The 22,955-nt window shown below is 65.5% G+C and carries 20 protein-coding genes; 17 read left to right on the plus strand and 3 right to left on the minus strand.

Annotation, left to right across the window (positions count from 1 at the left end; translation table 11 throughout):
• Positions 1-102: 102 nt before the first annotated feature.
• From JFN91_RS06200 to JFN91_RS06215, 4 genes are all read left to right on the plus strand, one after another.
• Complete coding sequence (locus JFN91_RS06200) at positions 103-2,136, plus strand: M1 family metallopeptidase (RefSeq protein ID WP_199388314.1); 2,034 nt, start codon at positions 103-105, stop codon at positions 2,134-2,136.
• A 270-nt stretch (positions 2,137-2,406) separates the two neighbouring features.
• Positions 2,407-3,225, plus strand: a complete 819-nt coding sequence (locus JFN91_RS06205; protein WP_199388315.1) for a flagellin N-terminal helical domain-containing protein — start codon at positions 2,407-2,409, stop codon at positions 3,223-3,225.
• A 65-nt stretch (positions 3,226-3,290) separates the two neighbouring features.
• The gene (locus tag JFN91_RS06210) at positions 3,291-3,524 is read left to right on the plus strand and encodes a hypothetical protein (RefSeq protein ID WP_199388316.1); all 234 of its coding nucleotides are present in this window, start codon (positions 3,291-3,293) and stop codon (positions 3,522-3,524) included.
• 133 nt (positions 3,525-3,657) lie between these two features.
• Positions 3,658-3,864 (plus strand): GSU3473 family protein, encoded by a 207-nt coding sequence (locus tag JFN91_RS06215; protein WP_199388317.1) that lies wholly within the window; start codon positions 3,658-3,660, stop codon positions 3,862-3,864.
• Positions 3,865-4,095: 231 nt separating this feature from the next.
• Here JFN91_RS06215 and JFN91_RS21990 read toward each other — a convergent pair whose 3' ends face one another.
• Together JFN91_RS21990 and JFN91_RS06225 are read right to left on the minus strand one after the other, a co-directional pair.
• On the minus strand, positions 4,096-4,851 hold the full coding sequence (locus JFN91_RS21990; protein WP_236014979.1) for a PEP-CTERM sorting domain-containing protein: 756 nt from the start codon (positions 4,849-4,851) through the stop codon (positions 4,096-4,098).
• 227 nt (positions 4,852-5,078) lie between these two features.
• Positions 5,079-5,792: a CAAX prenyl protease-related protein gene (locus tag JFN91_RS06225; RefSeq protein WP_199388318.1), complete on the minus strand. Its 714-nt coding sequence runs from the start codon at positions 5,790-5,792 to the stop codon at positions 5,079-5,081.
• A gap of 331 nt (positions 5,793-6,123) precedes the next feature.
• On the opposite strand from JFN91_RS06225, the gene JFN91_RS06230 reads away from it, so the two are divergent.
• Genes JFN91_RS06230 through JFN91_RS06245 form a run of 4 tightly spaced genes read left to right on the plus strand, consistent with a single transcriptional unit; the run spans position 6,124 to position 10,122 of the window.
• Positions 6,124-7,209: a GNAT family N-acetyltransferase gene (locus JFN91_RS06230; RefSeq protein WP_199388319.1), complete on the plus strand. Its 1,086-nt coding sequence runs from the start codon at positions 6,124-6,126 to the stop codon at positions 7,207-7,209.
• Between the two features lie 22 nt (positions 7,210-7,231).
• The gene (locus tag JFN91_RS06235; RefSeq protein WP_199388320.1) at positions 7,232-7,753 is read left to right on the plus strand and encodes a hypothetical protein; all 522 of its coding nucleotides are present in this window, start codon (positions 7,232-7,234) and stop codon (positions 7,751-7,753) included.
• 2 nt (positions 7,754-7,755) lie between these two features.
• Positions 7,756-8,943 (plus strand): GNAT family N-acetyltransferase, encoded by a 1,188-nt coding sequence (locus JFN91_RS06240; protein WP_199388321.1) that lies wholly within the window; start codon positions 7,756-7,758, stop codon positions 8,941-8,943.
• A 48-nt stretch (positions 8,944-8,991) separates the two neighbouring features.
• Positions 8,992-10,122: a polysaccharide deacetylase family protein gene (locus JFN91_RS06245; protein WP_199388322.1), complete on the plus strand. Its 1,131-nt coding sequence runs from the start codon at positions 8,992-8,994 to the stop codon at positions 10,120-10,122.
• 37 nt (positions 10,123-10,159) lie between these two features.
• Here JFN91_RS06245 and JFN91_RS06250 read toward each other — a convergent pair whose 3' ends face one another.
• On the minus strand, positions 10,160-10,918 hold the full coding sequence (locus JFN91_RS06250; protein ID WP_236014981.1) for a DUF4114 domain-containing protein: 759 nt from the start codon (positions 10,916-10,918) through the stop codon (positions 10,160-10,162).
• 385 nt (positions 10,919-11,303) lie between these two features.
• On the opposite strand from JFN91_RS06250, the gene prsT reads away from it, so the two are divergent.
• Genes prsT through JFN91_RS06295 form a run of 9 tightly spaced genes read left to right on the plus strand, consistent with a single transcriptional unit; the run spans position 11,304 to position 22,955 of the window.
• On the plus strand, positions 11,304-13,997 hold the full coding sequence (gene prsT, locus JFN91_RS06255) for an XrtA/PEP-CTERM system TPR-repeat protein PrsT (RefSeq protein ID WP_199388323.1): 2,694 nt from the start codon (positions 11,304-11,306) through the stop codon (positions 13,995-13,997).
• Positions 13,998-14,013: 16 nt separating this feature from the next.
• On the plus strand, positions 14,014-15,396 hold the full coding sequence (locus JFN91_RS06260) for a TIGR03013 family XrtA/PEP-CTERM system glycosyltransferase (protein WP_199388324.1): 1,383 nt from the start codon (positions 14,014-14,016) through the stop codon (positions 15,394-15,396).
• A gap of 45 nt (positions 15,397-15,441) precedes the next feature.
• Positions 15,442-16,245: a polysaccharide biosynthesis/export family protein gene (locus JFN91_RS06265; RefSeq protein ID WP_199388325.1), complete on the plus strand. Its 804-nt coding sequence runs from the start codon at positions 15,442-15,444 to the stop codon at positions 16,243-16,245.
• Positions 16,246-16,262: 17 nt separating this feature from the next.
• Positions 16,263-17,753, plus strand: coding sequence for an XrtA system polysaccharide chain length determinant (locus JFN91_RS06270; protein ID WP_199388326.1), 1,491 nt, complete (start codon positions 16,263-16,265; stop codon positions 17,751-17,753).
• A gap of 35 nt (positions 17,754-17,788) precedes the next feature.
• Positions 17,789-18,619 (plus strand): XrtA-associated tyrosine autokinase, encoded by an 831-nt coding sequence (locus JFN91_RS06275; RefSeq protein WP_199388327.1) that lies wholly within the window; start codon positions 17,789-17,791, stop codon positions 18,617-18,619.
• 19 nt (positions 18,620-18,638) lie between these two features.
• Positions 18,639-19,796 (plus strand): XrtA/PEP-CTERM system-associated ATPase, encoded by a 1,158-nt coding sequence (locus JFN91_RS06280; protein ID WP_199388328.1) that lies wholly within the window; start codon positions 18,639-18,641, stop codon positions 19,794-19,796.
• Positions 19,793-21,034, plus strand: a complete 1,242-nt coding sequence (locus tag JFN91_RS06285) for a TIGR03016 family PEP-CTERM system-associated outer membrane protein (protein WP_199388329.1) — start codon at positions 19,793-19,795, stop codon at positions 21,032-21,034. The genes JFN91_RS06280 and JFN91_RS06285 overlap by 4 nt, the downstream gene beginning before the upstream one ends.
• On the plus strand, positions 21,031-21,924 hold the full coding sequence (locus JFN91_RS06290; protein WP_199388330.1) for an XrtA system polysaccharide deacetylase: 894 nt from the start codon (positions 21,031-21,033) through the stop codon (positions 21,922-21,924). Before JFN91_RS06285 ends, JFN91_RS06290 begins: the two co-directional genes overlap by 4 nt.
• Positions 21,906-22,955 carry a FemAB family XrtA/PEP-CTERM system-associated protein gene (locus JFN91_RS06295; RefSeq protein ID WP_199388331.1) on the plus strand — a complete coding sequence of 350 codons (1,050 nt, stop codon included), beginning with the start codon at positions 21,906-21,908 and terminating at the stop codon, positions 22,953-22,955. Before JFN91_RS06290 ends, JFN91_RS06295 begins: the two co-directional genes overlap by 19 nt.

Consider the following 22,955-nt stretch of genomic DNA (forward strand, 5'->3'; position numbering starts at 1 on the left):
ACGGCGGTAAGATCACAACTTTAATTGCCTGCTGGCTTGCCTGCCACAGGCCCAAGGCGCGGGGTGCCGCGCTTGCTGGAGGTGCGCGTGCAGGTGTTTGCCATGTTGTCATCGCTTCTTTTCATGCTGCTACTGGCGTTTTCTGCCGAGCCGGCCGCCGCAAGCGGGGCTGCGGCCGTCCTCAGCCAGGACATCGCCGTAACCCTCGATCCACCCCGGCACGAGTTGGGGGGCGAAAGCCGCATCGCCTTCGCCCCGGGCAGCCGCAAGGTCCGCTTGAGGCTCGCGAAGCAGGCCCGAGTAGACTCGGTGCGTTGCGCAGGCCGCGACCTTCCCTTCACCTTCCGCTCCGGCGCCATCGAGCTGGAACTTCCGCAGGGGGAAACCAGCGTGGCACTCGCCTATCACGCCAGCTTCAACGACCAGGTGGCGCGGCATCCGGCCGCGGGCGAGGACCCAAGCTACGGCGTCAACGCTACCATCGGCAGCGAGGGGACCTTCCTCGGGGGGGGCGCCTACTGGTACCCGGTGCCGGAGCAGGTCCCGGCCAGCCGCAAGGTCACCGTCTCGGCACCGGCCGGAACCGAAGCGATCACCTTCGGCGCCCGGCTGGCACGGGAGACCTCGGCCGGCGTCACCCGCTCGGTGTGGCAGGAGACCAGGCCGGTGGGGGGGCTGTCGCTGTGCGCCGGACCGTACCTGGTCGAGGAGCGCAAGGCGGCCGGCATCACGCTCTACAGCTACTTCTACCGTGACAACGCCCAACTCGCGCCACGCTACCTGGACGCCGCCGCGAAGTACCTCACCCTGTACCAGGAACTCTTCGGCCCCTATCCCTTCGAGAAGTTCGCGGTGGTGGAGAACTTCTTCCCCACCGGCTACGGCTTTCCCTCCTTCACGCTGCTGGGGGGCTCCGTGATCAAGCTTCCCTTCATCGTCGACACCAGCCTTCCCCACGAGATCGCCCATTCATGGTGGGGTAACGGCATCGATGTCGACCTCAGTGAAGGCAACTGGTGCGAGGGACTGGTCACCTACCTGGCCGACTACCTCTTAAAGGAGCGCCGCTCGCAGGCTGAAGCCGCCGAATACCGCAGGCAGCTCCTCATTGATTACGCCTCCCTGGTCACCACGGAAAACGACTTCCCGCTCACCGCCTTCGTGAGCCGCAACGATCCCGCCTCCCGGGCCATCGGCTACGGCAAGGCTGCCATGGTGTTCCACATGATCCGGTCCCGGATCGGCGATGAGGCCTTCTTCAGCGCGCTGCGGGAGCTGGCGCGGCAGCGCATGTACCGCTCCGCTTCCTGGAGCGACCTGCTGGCTGCCTTCGTGCGTGCCTCGGGCCAAGACCTTGCCCCGATCAGGCCCCTCATCGAGCGCAAGGGGGGGGCACGGCTTGCCCTCAGCGGCGCGCAGAGCCGGCGCCTGGCAACGGGATGGCAGGTGACCGGAACGCTCAGGCAGTCCCCGCCGTATTTCGGGCAGGACGTTCCCCTGCGGTTGGAGACCGCGGCGGGGGCGCTCACCCGGCCGGTTCCTGTCCCGGCGCAGGGTGCCGCCAGCTTCGACCTCGCCGCACCGGGACAGCCGCAGCGCCTGCTGCTCGACCCTGATGCGGAAATCTTCCGCGTCCTCTCACCCGGGGAGATACCGGCTACCGTCAACAGCATCAAGGGGGCCGGCAACCTGATCGGGGTGATTACCCGGAACTGCCGAGTGGAGCGGGGGAGCTTCCGCGCCTTTCTCGCTTCCCTGTCCCAGGGCAAGGCTGCGGTGGTCGACGAGGCGGACCTGAAACCCGGGCAGGCGGCGCGACACGACCTCCTCTTTTGCGGCTTACCCGGCGACCCTGCGCTGCTGCCGGCCGGCGCCGAGACCATCAGCCGGGGCGGAGCGACGGAGCAGGGGGACACGCTAACCTTCACGGTGCTGCAGCGCAGCGCCCCGGAGCAGGGCGTGGTCGCCCTGTTCGAGCCGGGGTCGCCCGCGGCAGCGGTCCAGTACGGCCCCAAGGTGACCCACTACGGCAAATACGGCTACCTCCTCTTCTCCGGCGGCGCCAACCGCCGCAAGGCCACCGCTCCTCCCGCCGATGGTGGGGCGGTGGTCCGTTTCCCCGGGTACGCCCCCTAGCGCTTGCCGGCGCCTCCCTGCACGGGGGGCGCCGGTTCCCCCCCTCCGCAGGCTCCCATCGTCCCCGCGTCACATTTCCCTCTAAAAAAGTTTGATTTTTTGAATTAAAAATCGCTTAAGTTATACTTCCCGACGTCGATAAGCAGACTATCGTGCGTGCGGAGGGGGCGCCGAACTGGCCACTCTGCGACCTTTTTCCCGTGCGAGACAGCACCAACGGTTGGAAAACCACCGGCAGAACGCCGGGTCGCCCAGAAAAGGAGCTACGCCATGACAGTTAGTGATATCTCTTTGACCGCCGGCATGAGGACCAACCTTCTGTACCTGCAGAACACCAGCCAGCTGCTGAACCGTACCCAGCAGAGGCTGTCGTCGGGCAAGAAGGTCAACAGCGCCCTGGACAACCCGACCAACTACTTCGCGGCCCAAAACGCCAACCAGCGCGCCAGCGACCTGTCCGACCGCAAGGACGGCATGTCGGAAGCGGTGCAGACGGTACAGGCTACCAACGCAGGCATCACCGCCATCACCGGTTTGATCAACGCCGCCAAGGGTGTGGCCCAGTCCGCCCTCTCCACCAGCGACACCAACGTCCAGTCCAAGCTGGCCAGCCAGTACAACACCATCCGCAGCCAGATCGACAACATCTCCTCGGACTCGGGGTATCGCGGACTGAACCTTCTGAGCACCATCAACACCCTCACGGTCAACTTCAACGAGGACGCCAGTTCCACCCTGGACGTGGTGGGCTTCCTCGCCAGTTCGGGCGGCCTGAGCCTCTCCGAGGCCAGCGGTAACTGGCAGACCGTCTCCGATATCACCACCGACACGGCGAAGATGGATACCGCCATCTCGACCCTCAGGGTCAACACCCAGGCCCTGGCCGCCAACCTCAACATCATCACCACGCGCCAAAGCTTCACCGACGAGATGATCAACACCCTGCAGACCGGCGCCGACAACCTGACCCTCGCTGACATGAACGAGGAGGGTGCCAACATGCTCATGCTGCAGACCCGCCAGTCGCTGGGCACCACCTCGCTCAGCCTCTCGTCGTCGGCCGCGCAGTCCATCCTCAAGCTGTTCTAGTCTCTCCAGGGCGGGATGGCGCCAGCCATCCCGCTCCCACGCAGACCGTGGGATAAGGAGCGGGTATGAAAAAATCACAGCTTATGCCGGCATGCCGCCTGTCCCAGGGCAGCGCGCCACCCGGGAGTGAGCCCGGGGCGCGTGCTGCGGCAACAGCTCCCGGGGGAGAGTGCGGGGTCCCCGTGGATCTCAGGGAGGAAGGGGCCAACATGCTGCGCCTGGTCCAGTCCCAGCAAGAGGCGCAGACGCCTTTGGCCAGTTCGTCGCGACAGGCACAGTTGGTCCTGGGACAGTTCTAGGGGGGCGGTAACTCGCCGACAACTGCGCGTTTTTTTTACTAAGGGGGGTCTGAAAATTGCAGACGCTTCAGCCTGAGGGGGCATCACCAAAAACTGGCTGAGGTAGCTTAAGCCGCAGCACGAGGGGGCGGTTATGCTGGTTCAAGTGAACTGGACAAACAAGAGGTATGACTACGTAAAGGACTACATGCTGGACAGCCTGATCGAGTCCGGCGTCGTCGCCAGGTTTCTGCGCTCTTCCGGGTGGGTAACGGTGGGGGTCGACCCGATCCGGTCGGTGAAAAACAAGGCGGGGTATCGCGGCCCCGAACGAAGGCACATGGGGGGAGCCGCGGCGTAACGGCAAGTGTCGGATACCTTGACACGACCCGTAAGCCGTGTCGAGATACTTGACAACAGTGGGAAGTGAATCGAACATTCCACATTTAGGTGCAAACAAAAGGCGATGCCTGGAAGGCGTCGCCTTTTGTTTTTGGTGGAGAATTCGCTTAAGCCTTGGCTGCAAAGTGGCCCTTTCGAAGAAAGGGGCGCCTAGCGGCGCCCCCGCTGCCTTTCCTGGTCCTGCTGCAACTTATGCGTTCCTGCGGCGTTTGCCCCAGACGGCGAGCCCCAGGAACCCGGCGCCGAGCAGGATCATGGTACCCGGTTCGGGGACCGGCGGCGTGGTGGTGGTGAGCCCCGCCTCGGTGAACGGCGTGGTGTAGGAGTGCGGGCGTTCGCGCAGATCCTGCCCGTAGGCGACCACGAAGGTCCCGTTGTCCAACGGAGCGCCGAAGGTGACGCCGATGGTGCTTCCGCCGGTGATCAAGGTGTCGTTCAGGGTGTAGACGAAGATGCCGAAGAAGGCCGCGTCGATGTTGTTCACCGCGAGGTCCGCGTCATGCCAGTTGCCGAAGTTGTTGGACGCGTTGCCGCTCGGCTTGAGGCCGAGCCAGTCGTAAAGATCGTCGCTGGCGGGGCCGAAGGAGCCGGCATAGCCCGTGGTGACGTTCCAGGTGCCCGAGTAGGCGTTGGCGCCGCCGGCGGCACCCGTCCCGGTCGAGAGGGTGATGGAGGGGGCCTGATACCCGCTATCGGCCCCGGGTACCCCAATGATCATCAAAAGCGGGTCGGCGAGCGCGGGCTGACCGTTGCCGTTCTCCTGGATACCCAGATGGGTGTTCGATATCGGTCTGAGTTCAGAGCCGTTGTAAAGATACCCCCCGGTGCCGGGGGGATTGCCGATGTGCATGACGGAAGGATCCAATGGGTCGGGGACCGAAACAGCGAAAGCTGCGGACGTTCCGAACATCGCCACGATGCCGATCAGAACAAGCAGTTTTTTCATGACACCCTCCTTTTCCTTTTTATGAAGCTTGGCCACGTGTCCACGTCGCAGCAAATTGCGGGCCATCACCTAACTCGCCGTTATCACAGTATGTGCGCTGGATTGCGCCGGCAAGGTGTAAAGGTGACCGACAGCGTGTCACGGTCCGGCCAGCAAAAAGATTGTTAAACCGGCCACTTGACGCAGGGGGTACCGGTCGGGGGTGTAATGGATTCCGACAGAGAGCCTTACCAGAGATGCCAGTTGCCGGTGCAAAGGATGTAGCAGGCGAGGGCGAGGTTGGTGGTGGCGTGTGCCAGGACGCACAGGGTGATGCTGCGGGTCTTGTAGCAGACGAGGTTGTAGACGGCGCCGGCCAGGATGCCGGACAGGACCTGGTGGTGCTCCAGGCCGAACAGCAAGGTGGTGATCAGAAAGGAGGAGAGGGTGAAATCGCCCACGCGCACCGAGCTGAACTGCACACGCACCAGGTAGCGCAGCAGGAACGAGCGCCAGAAAAGCTCCTCCATGACCGGGACGACCAGCACGGCCCCGGCCACGCGCAGGCCGGTCATCACGACACGCACCCAACCCTCCGGGAGAAGGCCCGGCGCAAAGGGAGGGGGAGGCGGGGCCATTGGCATGGTCCAGGTGATGAAGATCCAGGCGATGAAGGTGGCCACCCCGACGGCAATGACCGCGGCGCCGCTTTTTACGTTGCGCAGATCGTCCAGGCATAGTTCACGGTACGTGTGCCGGCAGGCGACGAGGAGCGCCGCCACGGACAGGATCTTGACCGGGTATAGGTAAAGATGGGCCGCGGCGGGAAGGTGCACTACCCCCGCCTTTTGTGCCATGCCGAGCGCCTCCTGGACGGCGATGAACCCCATGTACAGCGCAAAGGGGAGGACGCGGCAGAGCGCCTCTCCGTGAAGCCGTGTCCGGAATGGGGAATGGGGCATGATTCTCCCTCAGAGCGTGGTGTCGGCAAAAGCGCGGGAGTAATTGTAGCAGGAACAGGATGAATTTAAAGTGCAGAATAAGCAGTGATTCACTATTTATAGGTAATAAGAATTTACCAATACTGTCTGTTTGAATCCTGCACTATATGTGATAGATAACGCCATGACACGGCCGCTCTCATTGGTGTAATTAAATAGTTATTTAGTTAACTTGATCTTAGCAAGCTGCGTTGTAGAATTAGCACCATCCATTCAGTGAATTTTTCTGAGACAACGGCCCTTGTCCCCGAGAGTGCACCCTTAGGCACAGGTTCTATCACCGCGAGAGGCAATGAGCGAGCTGTCCGTCACCGTCATCGACACGCCGGAGCAACTGCAGGGGCTGGCGCCTCAGTGGAACGAACTGCTGGCCGCGTCTGCGGCCGACGGCGTGTTCCTGACCTGGGAGTGGATGTCGGCCTGGCTTGGCTGCTGCCTCAAAGAGGGGCGCGAGCTCTTCGTCCTCTTCTTCTCGCAGCGGGAGCGCCCCGCCGGCATCGCCCCTTTTTACCGGGAACGTCGCAAGGGGGCGTTCGGGGTGCGCACCATCCGCTTTCTCGGGGCGCCGGAGGGGGGGAGCGACTACCTCGACGTGATCTGCCGCAGGGGATGCGAGGAGCAGGTGGCCGGGGCGCTGTACCGGTTCCTCTTGGAAGAGGGGAGGGGGGAGTGGGACCTCCTTCATCTGCAGGATATCCCCGCTGACTCCGTCTTCCTGCTCCGCTTCCTGGAACGGGTGGACGAGGCGGGACGGTACCTGGAGCTTGCCCCCGGCGCCTACTGTCCGGCGCTGGAGTTGGAGGAGAGCCGGGAGGACGGGTGGCCGCGGCGGGCTTCCGCCGGCTGTAAAAAGAAATACGAAAAGGAACTCGCCCTCTTGCAGCGGGAGGGGGAGGTGGTTCACCTGGCGGAGGAAGAGGCCGGTGCGGCGTCGCTTGAGCGCTTCTTCCGCCTCTACCGTGCCGTCAGCGGCAGGCCGGGCACGAGGCTTATCTCCCTGCTCCAGGGATACCTGGAGCGCCGTGGTCCCCGGGAGGGGGTGAGGATCGACACCCTGGCCGTGCAGGGAAAGGAGATCGCCTCCCTGCTTCATTTCCGGTATCGGGACTCCCTGTTCCTGTACCTGGTGGCGGTGGACAAGACGTTCAACCCCAAGGTCAGCATCGGACACCTCCTTCTGGGCAAGTGCATCCTGGACGCGGGGCAAAAGGGGTACCGCCGCTACGATTTTTTAAAAGGAGGCGAGCCGTACAAGTTCCACTGGGCCGCAGGCGGGCGGCGCAGCCTGCAGGTCAGGTTGTGGCGCAAGACCCCCCTGGGCCTGGCCGCGGGCTTGGCAAGGATGGCCCGCCAGGCGGGAAAGCTGCTCCTCAGGTAGGGAGCGTGGAAGGAGGCGTGTCATGCAAGGGGACGACAGGTGCCAGCTGCAGGTGGTGTACCACTCGGGCGGTCCCCTCACCCTTTCCGACCGGGTGAGGACCTTCCTGCTGCGTCTGAACAGCGCGCTTAAAAGGCGCCTGGTGCACCACTTCAGCGCGATGGAAGAGGCGAGCGCGGCAGGGGCGAGCGCCATAAACCGGGCCGCAAACCGCCTCCTTTCCCCCCCCGGCGCCTGCTACCAGCCCGGGGATGAGGTCGAAGTGCTCACCATGGAGGAGATCCGGCGCACCCTGGACGGCAACGGCTGCTGCGGCAGGCTGCAGTTCATGCCGGGGATGGCGCGCTACGCCGGGAAGCGGTGCACCGTCTTGAAGCCGGTGCGGACCATGTTCGACGAGCGCGCCTGGAAGATGGTCCGGGTGAAGGATACGGTGGTGTTGCGGGACGTGATCTGCGACGGCGTCGAGCTCTATGACAAGGAGGGGTGCGACCGCTGCTGTTACTACTTCTGGAAGACCGACTGGCTGCGCAGGGTACGCTGACCATGGCCACGGACTCCACCCCGCTCACCGTCACGCTTGCCGGCGGCTGGGAGGCGACCGCCTACCGGCAGTGGTCCTTCCCGCGGGAACTGCCCCCCCGCTGGAACGACCTGGCGCACGGCTACGGCGACCTCGGTGTCTTCCTCACCTTCGAGAGTTTCTCCTGCTGGTGGCGCTCCTTCGGCGGCGCCGCGCGCCCCCTGGTGACCGTCCTTGCGAGAGAGGGCGAGGTGAAGGGGATATTCCCCTGTCGCCTGGTGACCGACGGCAAGGGGCTTGACAACGGCATCCGGTCCCTCGCCAACAGCGAGACCCACTGTTACGACTTCCTGGTGGCCGGCGAGGAGCGCAGCGCGGCGCTGTCGGGCTTTCTTTTGGCGGCGGCGCGGCTTTTTCCGGGAGAGACCATCACGATCGACAAGCTCCCCGCGGACGGACCGAACACGGCCCCCTTGCTGGAACTGCTCTCGCGCAGAAGCGGCTGTTCCCAGCATGGCTTCCACCCCAGCGCCCCCTTCCTGGAGGTGCCTGCAAGCGAGGCGGAGCTGTTGGCGCGCCTGTCGGGCAGGGTGCAGAAATCGCTCAAGCAAAGCCGGAAGCGGGCCGCCCGGGAGGGAGGGGTGCACCTGCAGGCGGTGACCGGCGGCGACGCCCTCGACGCCACCCTTTCCGAGCTGTTCGAGGCCGAGTACCGCAGCTGGAAGGGGGAGGCGGGGACGGCGATCAAGTGCCGGGCCGACGCGGAGAGCTACTACCGTGCCCTGGCCCGGTGGGCCGGGGAGAGCGGGGCGCTGGTCTTGTTCCTGCTCAGGCTGGAGGAGCGCGTCACCGCGGCCTGCTTCTGCCTGGCCCGGGGCGGCACCCTCTTCATCCTGAAAACCGGCTACGACCAGCGGTACCGGCATCTCGCCCCGGGGCTTTTGCTGCTGGCCGAGGTGCTCACCTGGTGCCGGGAGGCGGGGGGGTACCGGGTCTGCGACCTGCGCGGGGTCTGCGAGCCCTGGAAGATGGAATGGACCGACCGGACCGGGGCGAGCGGGACGGTCAGGATCTTTCCCGCCTCCTTTTCGGGCACGCTCAGCTACCTGACCCGTTACGGGTGGAAGGAGTTCCTGAAAAAATTACCCCCGGTCCGCTACGGGCTCGACCGGGTCAGGAGTAAGGGCGCCTGCGCAGCGGACGCGCCCTGAGGCATTCCTCGTCGCCACAACTGCTGGGCCCCGAAGGGGAGGTGGATCATGGTGCTGGTCATCACCATCGACACGGAAGAGGACAACTGGGGCGGTTACACGGACCGGAGCTACTCGCTGGAGAACCTGAAGTGCATCCACGACCTTCAGGCCCTCTTCGACCGTTACGGCGTGCGCCCCACCTACCTGATCAACTACCCGGTCGCCACCGACCCGATGGCCATCGAGCTCTTCTCCGACCTGCTGGACCGCGGCAGGTGCGAGGTCGGCATGCACTGCCACCCCTGGAACACCCCCCCCTTCGAGGAGTCGCTGTGCTCCTACAACAGCATGCTGTGCAACCTCCCCGAGCAGTTGCAGTTCCGCAAGCTGGAAACGCTCAGAAACGCCATCTGCGACAACCTGGGCATTGCCCCGGCATCGTTTCGCGCCGGGCGCTGGGCCTTTGGCAGCGCCACCGCGCGCTCGATCCAAAGGCTCGGCCTCAGGATAGATACCTCGGTCACCTCCTACACCAGCTGGGCCGACTCCAACGGCGTCGACTACAGCAGGGTCCCCCCCCACCCCTACCGCTTCTCCTCCCGTGACATCTTTCTCAGCGACGACAGCGGCGAGCTCCTGCAGTTCCCGGCCTCGGTCGGTTTCCTGCAGCACGACTTCGAGATCTGCCGCCGCGCGCACGAACTGCTGAAGCAACCGCCGCTCAGGAAGATGCGGCTGTGCGGCATCCTGGACCGGTTGAGGCTGTTGAACAAGGTGGCGCTCTCCCCCGAGACCGCGACCGGAACGATGATGGTCAAGCTGGCCGAGCGCTTCCGGGCCCTGCGCATCGGTTACCTGAACCTGTTCTTCCACTCGAACACGCTGGTCAAGGGGCTCTCCCCCTTCAACAAGCGCGACGGCGATACCGAGCGTTTCTTCCACAGCCTCGAGCAGTTTCTTTGCTATGCCCGGGATACCGGGATCGAGTGCTGCACCCTGAAGGAGGTGCGCTTGGGGGACTTCTGCCCTTGCGGCCGGGAGCAGCAGGAGTGCCGGGGCGCCTCGCGGCTCCTTCTGAACGGGACCAGGTCCGGCATCTTCGACGCCGACAGCGCCGCTGTCCGTGCGGCGCGGGGAGCGGGCGCCGGGGAAGGGTCCCCGGCGCCCTGGGACCTGCCGCGCCGCGGCGGGAGGTAAGGGGGATCCCCCTCCGCGGCCGTCTCGCCCGGGTGCATCAGGCGTTTTTGCGCCGCTTGCCGTAGACGGCCAGGCCGAGGAAGCCGCACCCCAGCAGGAGCATGGTCCCCGGCTCCGGAACCGGCGCCACCGACTCAACCATGAGCACCATGTCGTTGTAGTCCCCGTCGCCGCCGCCATAGGTGTCCTCGAAGCCGAGCACGTACTCGTTGGGGAGCCAGGGCGTATAGGCCGGGCTGCCGGGGAGGCTCACGGCCCCCCCTTGGCTCGCGTAGGCCACCATGTGGTCGAACCCGTCGGCGTTGCGGGCGGTGTCGCTGTAGAAGATGTTGGCGCCGTTGTCGAAATAAAAGCCGAATACGTTGGAGTCGAAGCGGTGATCGGTGAAGGTTTTGCGCGCGTAGTCGGCCACGGTCAGGGTGAGGTCCCGGTCGAAGCTGAAGGAGACCCTGGTCCCCGCGCCGGCCCTGCCGCTGAAGAGCTCGGCCCTGTTGTTGACGTTGCTTGCGTCGTAGATCCCGAAGCTGTTCACGTGGGCGTTGCCGGCGATCTCGAGGATCATGGTCGCCGATGACGTGCCGCACCCCCCGGTGGTCCACAGGGCGTCGTGCCGGTCCGGCATGTAGTCGGAGAAGGCGTTGACGCGGCTTACGCCTCCTGTGGTGATGCCGTCGAGGATCTGCTGCATGTTGAATTCCGAGCCGTCTCCCCCCCCTGAGGGATTGATGGCCGTCGCTGTTGCGCTGTTTGCTGCCAAACAGAGCACGGCGGCGAGTGTTGCTGCTATCCGTTTCATTGTTGTCCTCCTTTGCGTGGGTTAATGTGCGAACACCAATAAAGCAACGGGCGTGCCATGCGGCGCACCCTGCTGAAACTGCGCCGTTTGCCACCGGGCCGGGGAAGCGGCGCCGAGGCGGATGTAAAGATTCCCGACAGATAGTGGGGAGGGGGAGGTCTGTCCGTAATATTGAGATAAATTAATGTTAAAAAATTTATCGATGCGGGTGCCGGAAGGAGGCGCCTGACGGTGTAACCCTCTGGTTGTGCATTTCTTAGTCTGTATTAAAAAGTACGGTGATTGAACAGGTTTGCTCATATCTGCGCCCCCTTGTCACTCAGGTCGTCAAATATTTTGCTTGCGTTTTTGCCATTAAGTGTTGAATTTTCCGACATAGATTTTAATGTTTTTCGGCTCACTGTTTGGCAACACCTGCTGCCTTAGTGGAGGTCCCGCTGTGAGAATATCGCTCCTGCTTCTGGTTGTAGTCGCAACGTGTGCTGCCTGTGGCAGCAAGACCAAAGAGACCCTCTATGAGGAGGGGGTGAAACAGATGCAGTCCAACCCGGGCGCGGCGGTGGTTTATCTTAAAAACGCGCTGGAAAAGGACGCCAACTTCTTCGAGGCACGCTTCCAGCTCGGCAAGGCCTACGCTGCGCTGGGGAAGGCGGAGCAGGCGGAAAAGGAATTCAACAAGGTCCTCACCCAGAACCCCTCCCGGGACGAGGTGGTCCTGGAACTCGCCAGGCTTGCCAGTACCACCGGCAAGGGAGAGCGCGCCGCGGAGTTGTCGCAACAATACCTTGCCCGGCATCCCGAGAGCCCCGAGGGACTCGAGGTAGCCGGTGAGGCGCACGCCGTGGGCAAAAGGTACCAGGAGGCCCTCTCGTTTCTGACCCGCGCCGTGAAGGCGGATCCCGGGCGCGCGTCGGCGCGGCTCGCCCTCGCCACGGTGCAACTCTCCATGGGGCGAAGCGATGCGGCGGGGCAGGAGCTGGGCCAGTTGCTGGCAGCGGACCCGCGCAACCTGAAGGCGCTCTACATGCAGGCGAACCTCGAGCTCGCCGCGGGGCGCCGGGACCGGGCCGCCGCGGTCTACGAGCGCATCATCAAGCAGGACCGCAACCAGGTTCCCGCACGCTTCAGGCTGGGGGCCATCTGGCTCGAGCAGGGGGAGCCGGGCAAGGCTGACGCCGCAGCCGACGAGCTCATCAAGGATTACCCGACGCGGGGGGACGGCTATCTCCTGAAGGGGATGGTCGGCTACTACCGCAAGAACTACACCGACGCCATCGCGCAGCTGCAGCAGTCCAACAAGCTCGCCCCCACCCTCGAGGCCTACCACTTCCTGGGGCTTTGCTACTACAGCAAGGGGGAACTGGAGACCGCGCTGTCACAGTTCCGCGTCATCCTCGACCGGATGCCCGACTCCCGGCGCGCCCGGCTCATGACCGCCCAGATCCTGCTGATGCAGAAGCGGACCGAGGATGCCGCAGCCGAGGTGAAGAAGGTCCTCGCCGCCAACGACGCGGACGCGACGGCGCACAACCTTCTGGGGAGCGCCTACGTGCTCCAGGGGGAATTCGAGGAAGGGATGCGCGAACTGGACCGGGCGACCAGGCTCGACCCGAAGCAGGTGAGCGCGTACCTGAGGAAGGGGGCCCTCTACTTCAGCAAGGGGAAGGAAGCCCAGGGTGAGAGCGAGCTTTTGAGCGCGGTGAAGGCCTCCCCCGACGCGCAGACCGGCAGGCTCCTCCTTGCCTCGCACTACCGGCGCCTGGGCAAAAGCGACAAGGCTGCCGCCCTGTTGCAGGCGGGGCTCACCGGGGGGAAGGGGGACGCCCCCCTGTACAACGCGCTTGCCGCGCTGCAGCTCTCCGCCGGGAAAAAGGACGAGGCGGTGGCAAGCCTCGAGGCGGCCAAGAAGGCGGACCCGCTCCTTGCCGCGAGCTACCACAACCTCGCCGGCGTCTACGCCTCCCAGGCCGACTACCAGAAGGCGATAGCCGAGCTCACCCTGCTGCAGTCGAGGGTCCCCGGCAACCTCCAGGCGCTGCTCGGGCTCGCTTCGCTGAACGAGGTCGCCGGCAGGGACGCCGAGGCCCTGGCCTGGTACCAGAAGGGGGCGGCGACCGGCAAGCTCGACGGCTACCTGGCCCTTGCCGCCTACCAGCAGAAGAAAACGCCGCAAAAGGCGCTCGCCACCCTGGAGGAGGCGATCAAGCGCGAGCCGCGCTCCGCGGCACCGGTCGAGGCGAAGGGGCGCCTGCTGCTCTCCCAGGGGGAGCCCCAGAAGGCGCTCAGGGCCTTCGAGGATCTCTCGGCCATAGATGAGGAACGGGGCGCCTTCCTGAGGGTCGCCGCCTACCTCGCCATGAAGCAGGGGGGCAAGGCCGTGGAGCAGGCCAAGGGGTACATCGCGCGCCGTCCCGACTCGGTGCGGGGCTATCTCCTTTTGGCCAGCGTGTACCAGGGGACCGGCGACACCGCCTCGGCCCTCGCCCAGGCCGCGCGCGCCGTGGAGGTCGACCCGGCAAGCGTCCAGGCCCGCATCCTCAAGGGGGAGCTGCACCGCGCCAGGAGGGACTTTCCGGCCGCCCAGGACTGTTTCCAGGGTGCGCTCAAGGTGCAGCCGGACTCGGTGCCGGCACGCTTCGCCCTGGCCTCGCTCCTGGAGGGAAACGGCAAGAAGCGGGAGGCCGCGCAGCGCTACCGGGCCATCCTGGAGCTGAACCCCAGGTACGTGCCGGCGCTCAACAACCTGGCCTACCTGAGCGCCGACGGCTACGGCAGCAGGGAGCAGGCGCTGCGCTACGCCATCGATGCCTACCGCCTCGAGCCGGGCAACGCAAGCGTCACCGACACCGTGGGGTACGCCCTGTACAAAAACGGGCGCAGCCAGGACGCGGTCAAGGTCCTGGAGCGGGCGGCGGCGCTTCTGCCCAAGGACCCGACGGTGCGCTATCACCTGGGGCTTGCCTACCACCAGGCAGGAGACCGCGCCCGTTCCCAGAAGGCGCTGCAGGACTCCCTTTCCCTGGGGGAATACCCGGACAGCACGGCGGCGAGGACCCTCCTGGCCCAGTTGAAGCGCTAGCCGTTTTAGAGAAGCCATGGATCTGCGCGTTCCCTTTTACATCTGCACCGACGCTGTGCTGGCCCTGATGTCGCTGGTGCTGGCAGCCGGGGTCCGCTTCGGTCGGTTCACCCCCCGCGGGGAGTGGGATCTCACCACCGGCGTAAAAGCCAGCGCCATCTTCGTCCTGGTGGCGCTGTTCTCCTCGTACCTGATGGAGGTGTACACCCTCCCCAGGGACAGCAGAAAGCGCGACATCCTGGCCACCTGCGTCCAGGGGGGGTGCGCCGCCTTCTTCTTCCTCTCCGTGGTGTACTACCTCGCCCCGGAGCTGATGCTCGGGCGCGGGGTGCTCTTCTTCGCGCTGGGCTTCTTCGTGCTGTTCCAGTTCGGCTGGTACGCCGCCTCGGGGATCGGGGCGCGCAGGGTCCCCTTCTCCAAGCGGGTCCTGATCCTCGGCTCGGGCGACCTTGCCTGCCAGCTGGGGGGGCTTCTGGCCTCCCAGCCGGGTCGCTTCACCCTGGCGGGGTACCTCGAGTGCCAGGGAGAGGGGCGCCCGGTGCAGACGGTGCACCAAAAGGAGCTCTTCGGCTCCCAGGTCGTCCCCAGGTGCGGGGATCTTTTGCAGACCGCAGGCGAGTACAAGGCCTCGGCCATCGTGGTGGCGCTCGCGGAAAGGCGCGGCGTCCTTCCCCTGCAGGAGATGATGCGCTGCAAGCTAAACGGCGTCGAGGTGCTGGATGCCCCCGCTTTCTACGAGATGGTCCAGGGGAAGCTCCTTCTGGAGGAGATGACCCCCTCCTTCATCATCTTCTCCAGCGGTTTTCACCGAAGCGCCTTCGCCAAGGTGTACAAGCCCGCCATGGACGTCGTCCTGGCGCTTGCCGGTCTCATCCTGGCCGCGCCGCTGTTCCCGTTCATCGCCCTGGCCATCAAGCTGGACTCGCCGGGGCCGCTACTTTTCAAGCAGGTCCGGGTGGGGCGTGGGGAGCGCCACTTCACCCTTTACAAGTTCCGCTCCATGCGGGTGGACGCCGAGCGCGAAGGGGCGGTATGGGCAGTCAGAAACGACCCGCGCATCACGCGGGTGGGCTCCTTCTTGAGGAACTCGCGCATCGACGAACTCCCCCAGCTCTACAACGTGCTCAAGGGGGACATGAGCTTCATCGGCCCGCGCCCCGAGCGCCCCGAGTTCGTGGAGGACCTGAAGCGCAGCATCTCCTACTACTCCAAGCGCCACACCATAAAGCCCGGCCTCACCGGCTGGGCCCAGGTGCGCTACCCCTACGGCGCCACGGTAGAGGACGCCATCGAAAAGCTGCGCTACGACCTGTACTACATCAAGAACCTCTCCTTTCTCCTGGACATGGAGATCCTCTTCGAGACGGTGAAGGTGGTCCTGTTCGGACGCGGCAGGTAGGTTTGGGTTGACAAGGCGGCCGGCGTGCCGCATCGGGAGGACGTCATGAAAGTCGTGCTTTTGCTTTTGCTGCTCCTTGTGTCCCTCGCCCCCGTGAGCGTGAGGGGCGCGGACTACGTGATCGGGGAAGGGGACAGCCTCGACATCTCCGTGTGGGGGGTGAAGGAGTTGAACTTCCCGGTGAAGGTCCGCCCCGACGGCAAGATCACGGTGCCGGGGCTGGGGGAGGTGGTGGCCAGCGGTTCCACCCCGAGCCAGCTCCAGACCATGCTGGGGGGGCGCCTTAAGGAACTGGTGAAAAACCCCATCGTCACCGTGACGGTACGGGAGATCACCAACTCCAAGGTCTACGTCTTCGGCTCGGGGGTGAAGGCCGCGGTCTACGACCTGTCCCGGCGCACCACCTTGCTCCAGCTTCTGTGCACCCTCCCCGAGGTGAAGGCGGCCGACCTGAGAAACGCCTACCTGTTGCGCGACGGCAAGAAGGTGAAGACCGACCTGCACCGCCTGTTCATCCAGGGGGACACCACCCAGGACCTGCCGCTTGAGACCAACGACTCGCTCTTCGTGCCGCTTTTGCAGGACCGCAGCGTCTACATCATGGGGGCGGTGGCCGTGCCCAAGGCGATCGAGTACCGCGAGGGGATGAAGGTGATGGAGGCGATCCTCGAAGCGGGGGGCTTCACGAGGTTCGCGGACCAAAACGACGTGGTGGTGCGCAGAAAGGACGGGGACAAGGCCCAGGCCCTGGAGGTGAAGGCGAAGAGGCTCTTCAAGGAGGGCGACCTGTCCCAGAACATCGAGTTGAAGGCCGGCGACTACGTGATGGTCAAGGAAGCGTTTTTCTAGCGGACAGGAGGTAAGCCGTGCAGGAATCGGAATACAGCAAGTACATGCAGCTCGTGGCCAGGCGCAAGGAGCTCTTCGTCGTCTGCGCCCTGGTCATCATGACCGTGGTCTTCCTGGTGAGCTACCTCTTGCCGAGAAAGTACGAGTCGTCGAGCACCGTATTCATCGAGAAGAACGTGATCTCCGACCTGGTGAAGGGGCTCACGGTGACCCCCTCCATGGACGACACCATCAACGTCCTCACCTACGCCATCACCAGCCGCACCCTGCTCACCAGGGTGGTGGACAGCATGGACATGAACCTCGGCAGGGAGGGGAACGAGGAGCTCATCAAGGACCTGCAGAAGAACCTGACCGTCAAGGTGAAGGAGAAGAACAACCTCTTCACCATCTCCTTCGTGCACAACGACCCGCGCATCGCGCGCGACCTGGTGAACACGCTGGTCCGGTTCTACATCGAGGAGAAGACCTCCTCCAAAAGGGGCGAGTCCTACGACGCCACCAGGTTCCTCTCCGAGCAGATCCAGAGCTTCAACCAGAAGCTGCAAAAGGCCGAGGACGAGGTGAACAGCTACAAGAGGTCCCAGGGGGGGGTGATCTCCATCGACGAGGGGAAGCTCTTCGAGGAGATCAACGTGGCCCAGCAAAAGCTCTACGATCTGGAACTGCGGCGCCGCCAGCTGGAGGGGATGCGGCAGGTCACCAGGAAGGCCAACGACCCGCTGCAGGCCAAGCTCGGCGCGCTGCAGAAGAGGCTGGACGACCTGCGGGTGCAGTACACCGACGGCTACCCCGAGGTCGTTACCGTGAAGGGTGACATCGAGGCGGTCCGGGAGCAGATGAAGGCGCGCGGGGCCGCCGAGGCCCAGCCCCTGGACCCGCAGGAGATGGCCAAGATCGACTCCGAGATCGCCGCCCTCAGGGTGACCGAGGAGGGGCTCAGGCGCCACATCGCCGCCAACCGGGCCACCCTGCAGCGCATCCCCGAGGCGAAGGCGGGGCTCGCCAAGCTCGAGGTGGAGCGGGAAAACCAGAAGAAGATCTACGACGAGCTCTACTCCCGGCACGGCCAGTCCGAGGTCAGCAAGCAGATGGAGGTGCAGGACAAGTCCACCACCTTCCGTGTCGTCGACCCGGCGGTGCTCCCCACCCGCCCCGCGAGCCCCAACCGCCTGGCGATCATGCTCTTGGGCATCGCCGGCGGGGTGGCGGGAAGCCTGTTCCTGCTGGTCATGCTGGACCAGTTCGACGCCTCGGCGAAGGACGTGGATTTCGCCAAGTCGCTGGGGGCGCCGCTGCTCGCGGTGGTGCCACGCATGCAGGTGAGCGAGGACGTGGCCCGGGCGCGCAGGAAGAGCCAGGGGGTGTTCGCCGTGGCCGCGCTCTACTTCCTGCTCCTTCTGGCCTTTCCAGCCATGGAGCTCATGGGGCTTCCCTACATGGACCGGGTCCTGGACCGGGCGACCCAGGCGGTGTCCCCCCAGCTGGTCCGGGGGCTGGTGCGCTGACCTGACGAGTTGCAGCTCAACAAAGCGAGGGTGATATGAGCAGAATCGAAATGGCAATGGAAAAGGCGGCGCGTCTGAGGCAGGAGGGGGAGGGGGAGCCCGCGCGGCAGGCACCCCGGACCACCGGCGCGCAGGCGGTTCCCCCGCAGGTCCCCGCGGCGCAGGCGCTGTCCCCGAAAAACCCCTTCCTGGTCACCATCCACGAGCCGCACAGCCAGGCGGCCGAGGAGTACAGAAAGCTCAAGAGCGTGCTGGTGCATCTGACCGACGGCGACCCCTTCAAAAACGCCATCATGGTCACCAGTTCCGTCCCCGGCGAGGGGAAATCGCTCACCGCGCTGAACCTCGCGGTCAGCCTCGCGCAGGGGTTCGACCACACGGTGCTCCTCGTGGAGGCCGACCTGCGCCGACCCTCCCTGCACCGCTACCTCGGCTTCGAACCGCGGGCGGGGCTCGCCGACGTCCTCAAGGGGGAGGCGGCCATCGAGGACACCATCATCCAGACCGGCATCGGCAAGCTCGCCGTCATCGGCAGCGGCGCGCCGGTCGAGAACCCGGTGGAGCTCTTCACCTCGCAGAAGATGCGCGCCATCGTCGACGAGTTGAAGAGCCGCTACCCGGACCGCTACCTCATCTTCGACACCTCCCCGGTGCTCCCCTTCGCGGAGAGCCGCGCGCTCACCTCGGTCGTCGACGGCGTCGTTTTCGTGGTCATGGAGCGCCTGGCCAGCCAGGCCCAGATCAAGGAGGCCTACGATCACCTGAAGGGGGCGGTGCTCGGGGTGGTCTACAACGCGGCCCAATCCGCCCTGAAGGACCAGCGCTACAGCTATGCGAGGTACTACGAGGCCCAGGCGCAGTCCTAGCCGGGGGGGACCAACGGACATGTACGAAGAGTTCTTCAGTTTCAAGAAAAAGCCGTTCGAGCTGGTTCCGGACCCGGACTTCATCTACCTCTCCCGCTCGCACAAGAAGGCGATCACCTACCTCGACTACGGCATCCGGGAGCGGGCGGGCTTTCTGCTGCTCACCGGCGACGTGGGCAGCGGCAAGACCACCCTGATCCGGGACCTGATCGGGAAGAAGTACGAGCGGGCGGTGCTCGCCAAGGTGTTCAACACGCGCGTCAGCGTCGAGCAGCTTCTGAGCATGATCAACGACGACTTCGGCCTCAAGGCCGACGGCAAGGACAAGGTGGCGCTGTTGCGCGACCTGAACGACTTCCTGCTGGAACAGTACGCCGCGGGCAACCACCCCATCCTGATCATCGACGAGGCCCAGAACCTCGAGGCGGGGCTTTTGGAGGAGGTGCGCCTGCTCTCCAACCTGGAGAGCTCGCACAACAAGCTGTTGCAGATCATCCTGGTGGGGCAGCCGGAGCTGCGCGAGACCATGGCGAGCCCGGGGCTCATGCAACTGCGCCAGCGCATCAGCGTGAGCTGCCACCTGCACGCCCTGGGGCGGGCGGAGACCGCGGCCTACATCCGGCACCGGCTCGCGGTGGCGGGAAACCGGGACGCGGTCAGCTTCGCCGAGCAGGCGCTGGACCAGATCTTTCGCTTCAGCCGCGGCATCCCGCGCCTGGTGAACATCATCTGCGACTTCCTCATGCTTGCCGCCTTCGCCGACGAGACCCGGGTCATCACCGAGGAGATGACCCGCGAGGTGGCGCAGGACCTCGACTTCGAAAGGACCTACTGGGGGACGGCTGCGCCGGCGTCGCCCCGGGAGCCGGACGCGCCAGGCCCCGCGGCGGGGGGGGACGCGCTGGAGCGGATCGAGCGGCGTCTGGACGCCATCGACGGCGAACTGGGCGCGCGGCTTGAAGGCGCTTTAAGCGGGGTCGAACAGGGTATGCAGCGGATGCAGGCGGAGTTCTCCGGCCGGATCGGGCAACAGGACCGGCAGGTCGCCGAACTCGGGGAGAAGGTGGAGACCGTTTCCTGCGCCATCGAGAGCCTGGTGCTCTCCCCCCCCGCCCGTCCCGCGGCGGTGGGTTTCGCGCGGCGCCTCATGGGGTTCGGTATGGGGGCGAAGAAATGAAGCCCTCGCCCCTGACCACGCTCCTCGCGGCGGCCGCACTGCCGCTTTTCGCCCAAGGCGCAGCCTGCGCCGCCGAATTCCGCTTCACCCCATCGATCGTGATCGGGGAGGAGTATAACGACAACCTGTTCCAGAGTTCGACCCGCCCGGTTACCGAGTACGTGACCCGGGTGCAGCCGAACCTCGCCCTCAACGCCAAGGGGGGAGGGTTCAACGCCGACCTCTCCTACGGGTTCGACTACCGCTATTTCGCGAAAAACAGCCGCGCCGACCAGTTTGACCACCGCGCGGCCCTGGTGGCCGGTTTTGGCGCGCCGGGGGACTTTTTGCACCTGGACCTCTCCGACACCTACAGCCGCGTCTCCGCCAACGTCGCCCGCGACGTGACCTCGGAGAGCCTCGTCGTGAACCAGACCCTGCAAAACAGCGCCCTCGTCTCCCCTTACCTGACCTGGCGCCTCCCCGGCGCCTCCACGCTTACCACCGGCTACCGCTACCGGGACGTGCGCTACTGGAGCGGCAGCGGGGTCGACAAGACCGAGCACGACGGCTACGCCCTGTGGAGCCGCGAACTGACCGCCGGGCTCGTCTTGAAGGCCTCCTACAGCTATGCCCGCATCGCCTCGGAGCTCGATACCCTGACCCGCCACGAGGCCTACGCGGGACTTCGCTACGACTGGAGCGCGGCAAGCTTCGTCTACGGCAACCTGGGGTACGACTGGCAGCGCATCGACAACGGCAGGAACAGGAACGACCCCTTCTGGGACGCCGGGGTGAGCCGGGACTTCGGCTTCCTGACCGCGACCGCAGGGACGCGGGTGCAGTACACCGAGGACCCGCAGACCATCTCGACCAGGAACGTGAACCACTACCTCACCCTGAGCCGGGTCTTTTCGCGCGGCACGGCGAGCTTCAACGCCTCCTACGGCAAGTACGACAAGGACGGGGTTGCCGTGCGCGACGTCCAGCACAAGGTGCTCCTCGCCCTGAACGGGCGCTACGAGCTGCGCCCCGACCTCGGGCTCAACCTGGGCGTCTCGGGGGACCGGTTGAGCCGCACCGTCGGCAGCGACTTTCCCTACCACTTAAACGCCGGCGCCGGGGTCGACTACACCCTGGGGAGCCACGCCGTTTTGGGGGCGAACTACAGCTACATCAGCTACCGCAGCGACCTGGGGAGCAGCCGTGGGGGGATCGACGTGAACCGCGTCATCGTCGAACTGAGGCTGTCGCGGTGACGCTTTTAAACGCCCTCACCGTCGACGTAGAGGACTATTTCCAGGTCTCCGCCTTCGCGCGCCACGTGGACCCCGGCGGCTGGGACAACTACCCGCTGCGGGTGGAGCACAACACCGCCCGGGTGCTCGACCTCTTCGACAGCTTCGGCGTCAAGGGGACCTTCTTCGTGCTCGGGTGGGTGGCCAGGCGCTGCCCCGCCCTGGTGCGCAGGATCGGTGAGCGGGGGCACGAGATCGCCTGCCACGGCTATGGGCATCAGCTGATCTACGACCTCGATGCGCAGGCCTTCAGGGAGGACGTGCGCAGCGCCAAGGCCCTTTTGGAGGACACCGCCGGCTGCCGGGTGCGCGGCTACCGCGCCCCCAGTTATTCGATCACGGCGCGGTCGCTGTGGGCCCTGGACGTCCTCATCGAGGAGGGATTCGAATTCGATTCCAGCGTGTTCCCGGTCTACCACGACATCTACGGCATCCCCGGCGCGCCGCGCTTTCCGCACCTGATCCGGCGCCCGGCCGGGGTGATCCGGGAGTTCCCGCTCACCACGTACCCGCTGCGGCTTGCGGGGCGGGAGTACCGGCTTCCCGTGGCGGGGGGGGGGTACCTGAGGCTCTTCCCCGCCTCCTTCCTGGCCCGCTGCATCGGCTCGATCAACGGCAGGGAAGGGGAGCCCGCGGTGCTCTACTTCCACCCCTGGGAGTTCGACCCGGACCAGCCCCGCATCCGGGCCGGTGCCAGGAGCCGCTTCAGGCACTACCTGAACCTGAAGCATACCGAGGGGAAGTTGAGGCGCCTTCTCGGCGCTCTCGAGTTTGGCACCATGAGCGAGGCCATGGCGGCGCGCTACGGGGAGGACGCGCTGCCGGCGGCGCCATGCGGGGCGTACCCGTGAGCGGGGTCGCCGTGGAAATCTACCGGGGGGACGGCGCGGAGTGGGACCGCTTCGTCGCCACCCAACCCGGGGCGACCAGCTACCACCGCCACCTCTGGAAGGATGTGGTGCAGGAAAGTTTCGGGCACGCGGGCTACTACCTCATGGCCCGCCGGGGGGGCGAGCCGGTCGGGGTGCTGCCGCTCATCCACATGAAAAGCGTGCTCTTTGGCAACTTCCTGGTCTCGGTCCCCTTCTTCAACTACGGCGGAGTGCTGGCCGGGGACCCGGCGGCGGTGCAGCCCCTGCTGGATGAGGGGGGAAAGGTCATGGCGCGCTGCGGCGCCGCGCACCTGGAGTTGCGCCACCGCGGGGAACCGCTCCCCGGGCTCGCCACGCGCAGCCACAAGGTCACCATGATCCTCGACCTCGCGAAGGACCCGGACAGCCAGTGGCGCGGCTTCAACCCGAAGCTGCGCAACCAGGTGCGCAAGGCCCAGAAAAGCGGGCTAGAGGTGGCCGTCGGAGGAGGTGAATTCCTGGAAGGCTTTTACCGGGTCTTCGCCCGTAACATGCGGGATCTCGGGACACCGGTGTACGGTCGTGGGTTCTTCGAAAACGTGCTGCAGGCGCGGGAGCTCCGGGCGCGGGTAATCTCCGTTTTTCTGGATGGCGAGACCGTGGCCTCCGGCATCATGACCCGGTTCCGGGACACGGTCGAGGTCCCCTGGGCCTCCTCGGTCCGGGACTACCGGGAACTCTGCCCCAACAACCTGCTCTACTGGGAGGCGATCCGGCTCGCCATCGGGGAGGGGGCGGCCTCGTTCGACTTCGGGCGCTCCACCCCCGGCGGAGGGACCTACCACTTCAAGAAGCAGTGGGGCGCCCGCGCCGTCGCGCTGCACTGGCAGTACCTCTTGGCACCGGGGGCGCATCTCCCCGAGCTGAACCCCTCGAACCCCAAGTTCCGCCTGGCGGTCGAGGGATGGCGCAGGCTTCCCGTGGCGCTCACGAGGTTTATTGGGCCGGCCATCGTCAGGAACATACCCTAG

Source organism: Geomonas anaerohicana, assembly GCF_016458305.1.
GTDB classification, from domain to species: domain Bacteria; phylum Desulfobacterota; class Desulfuromonadia; order Geobacterales; family Geobacteraceae; genus Geomonas; species Geomonas anaerohicana.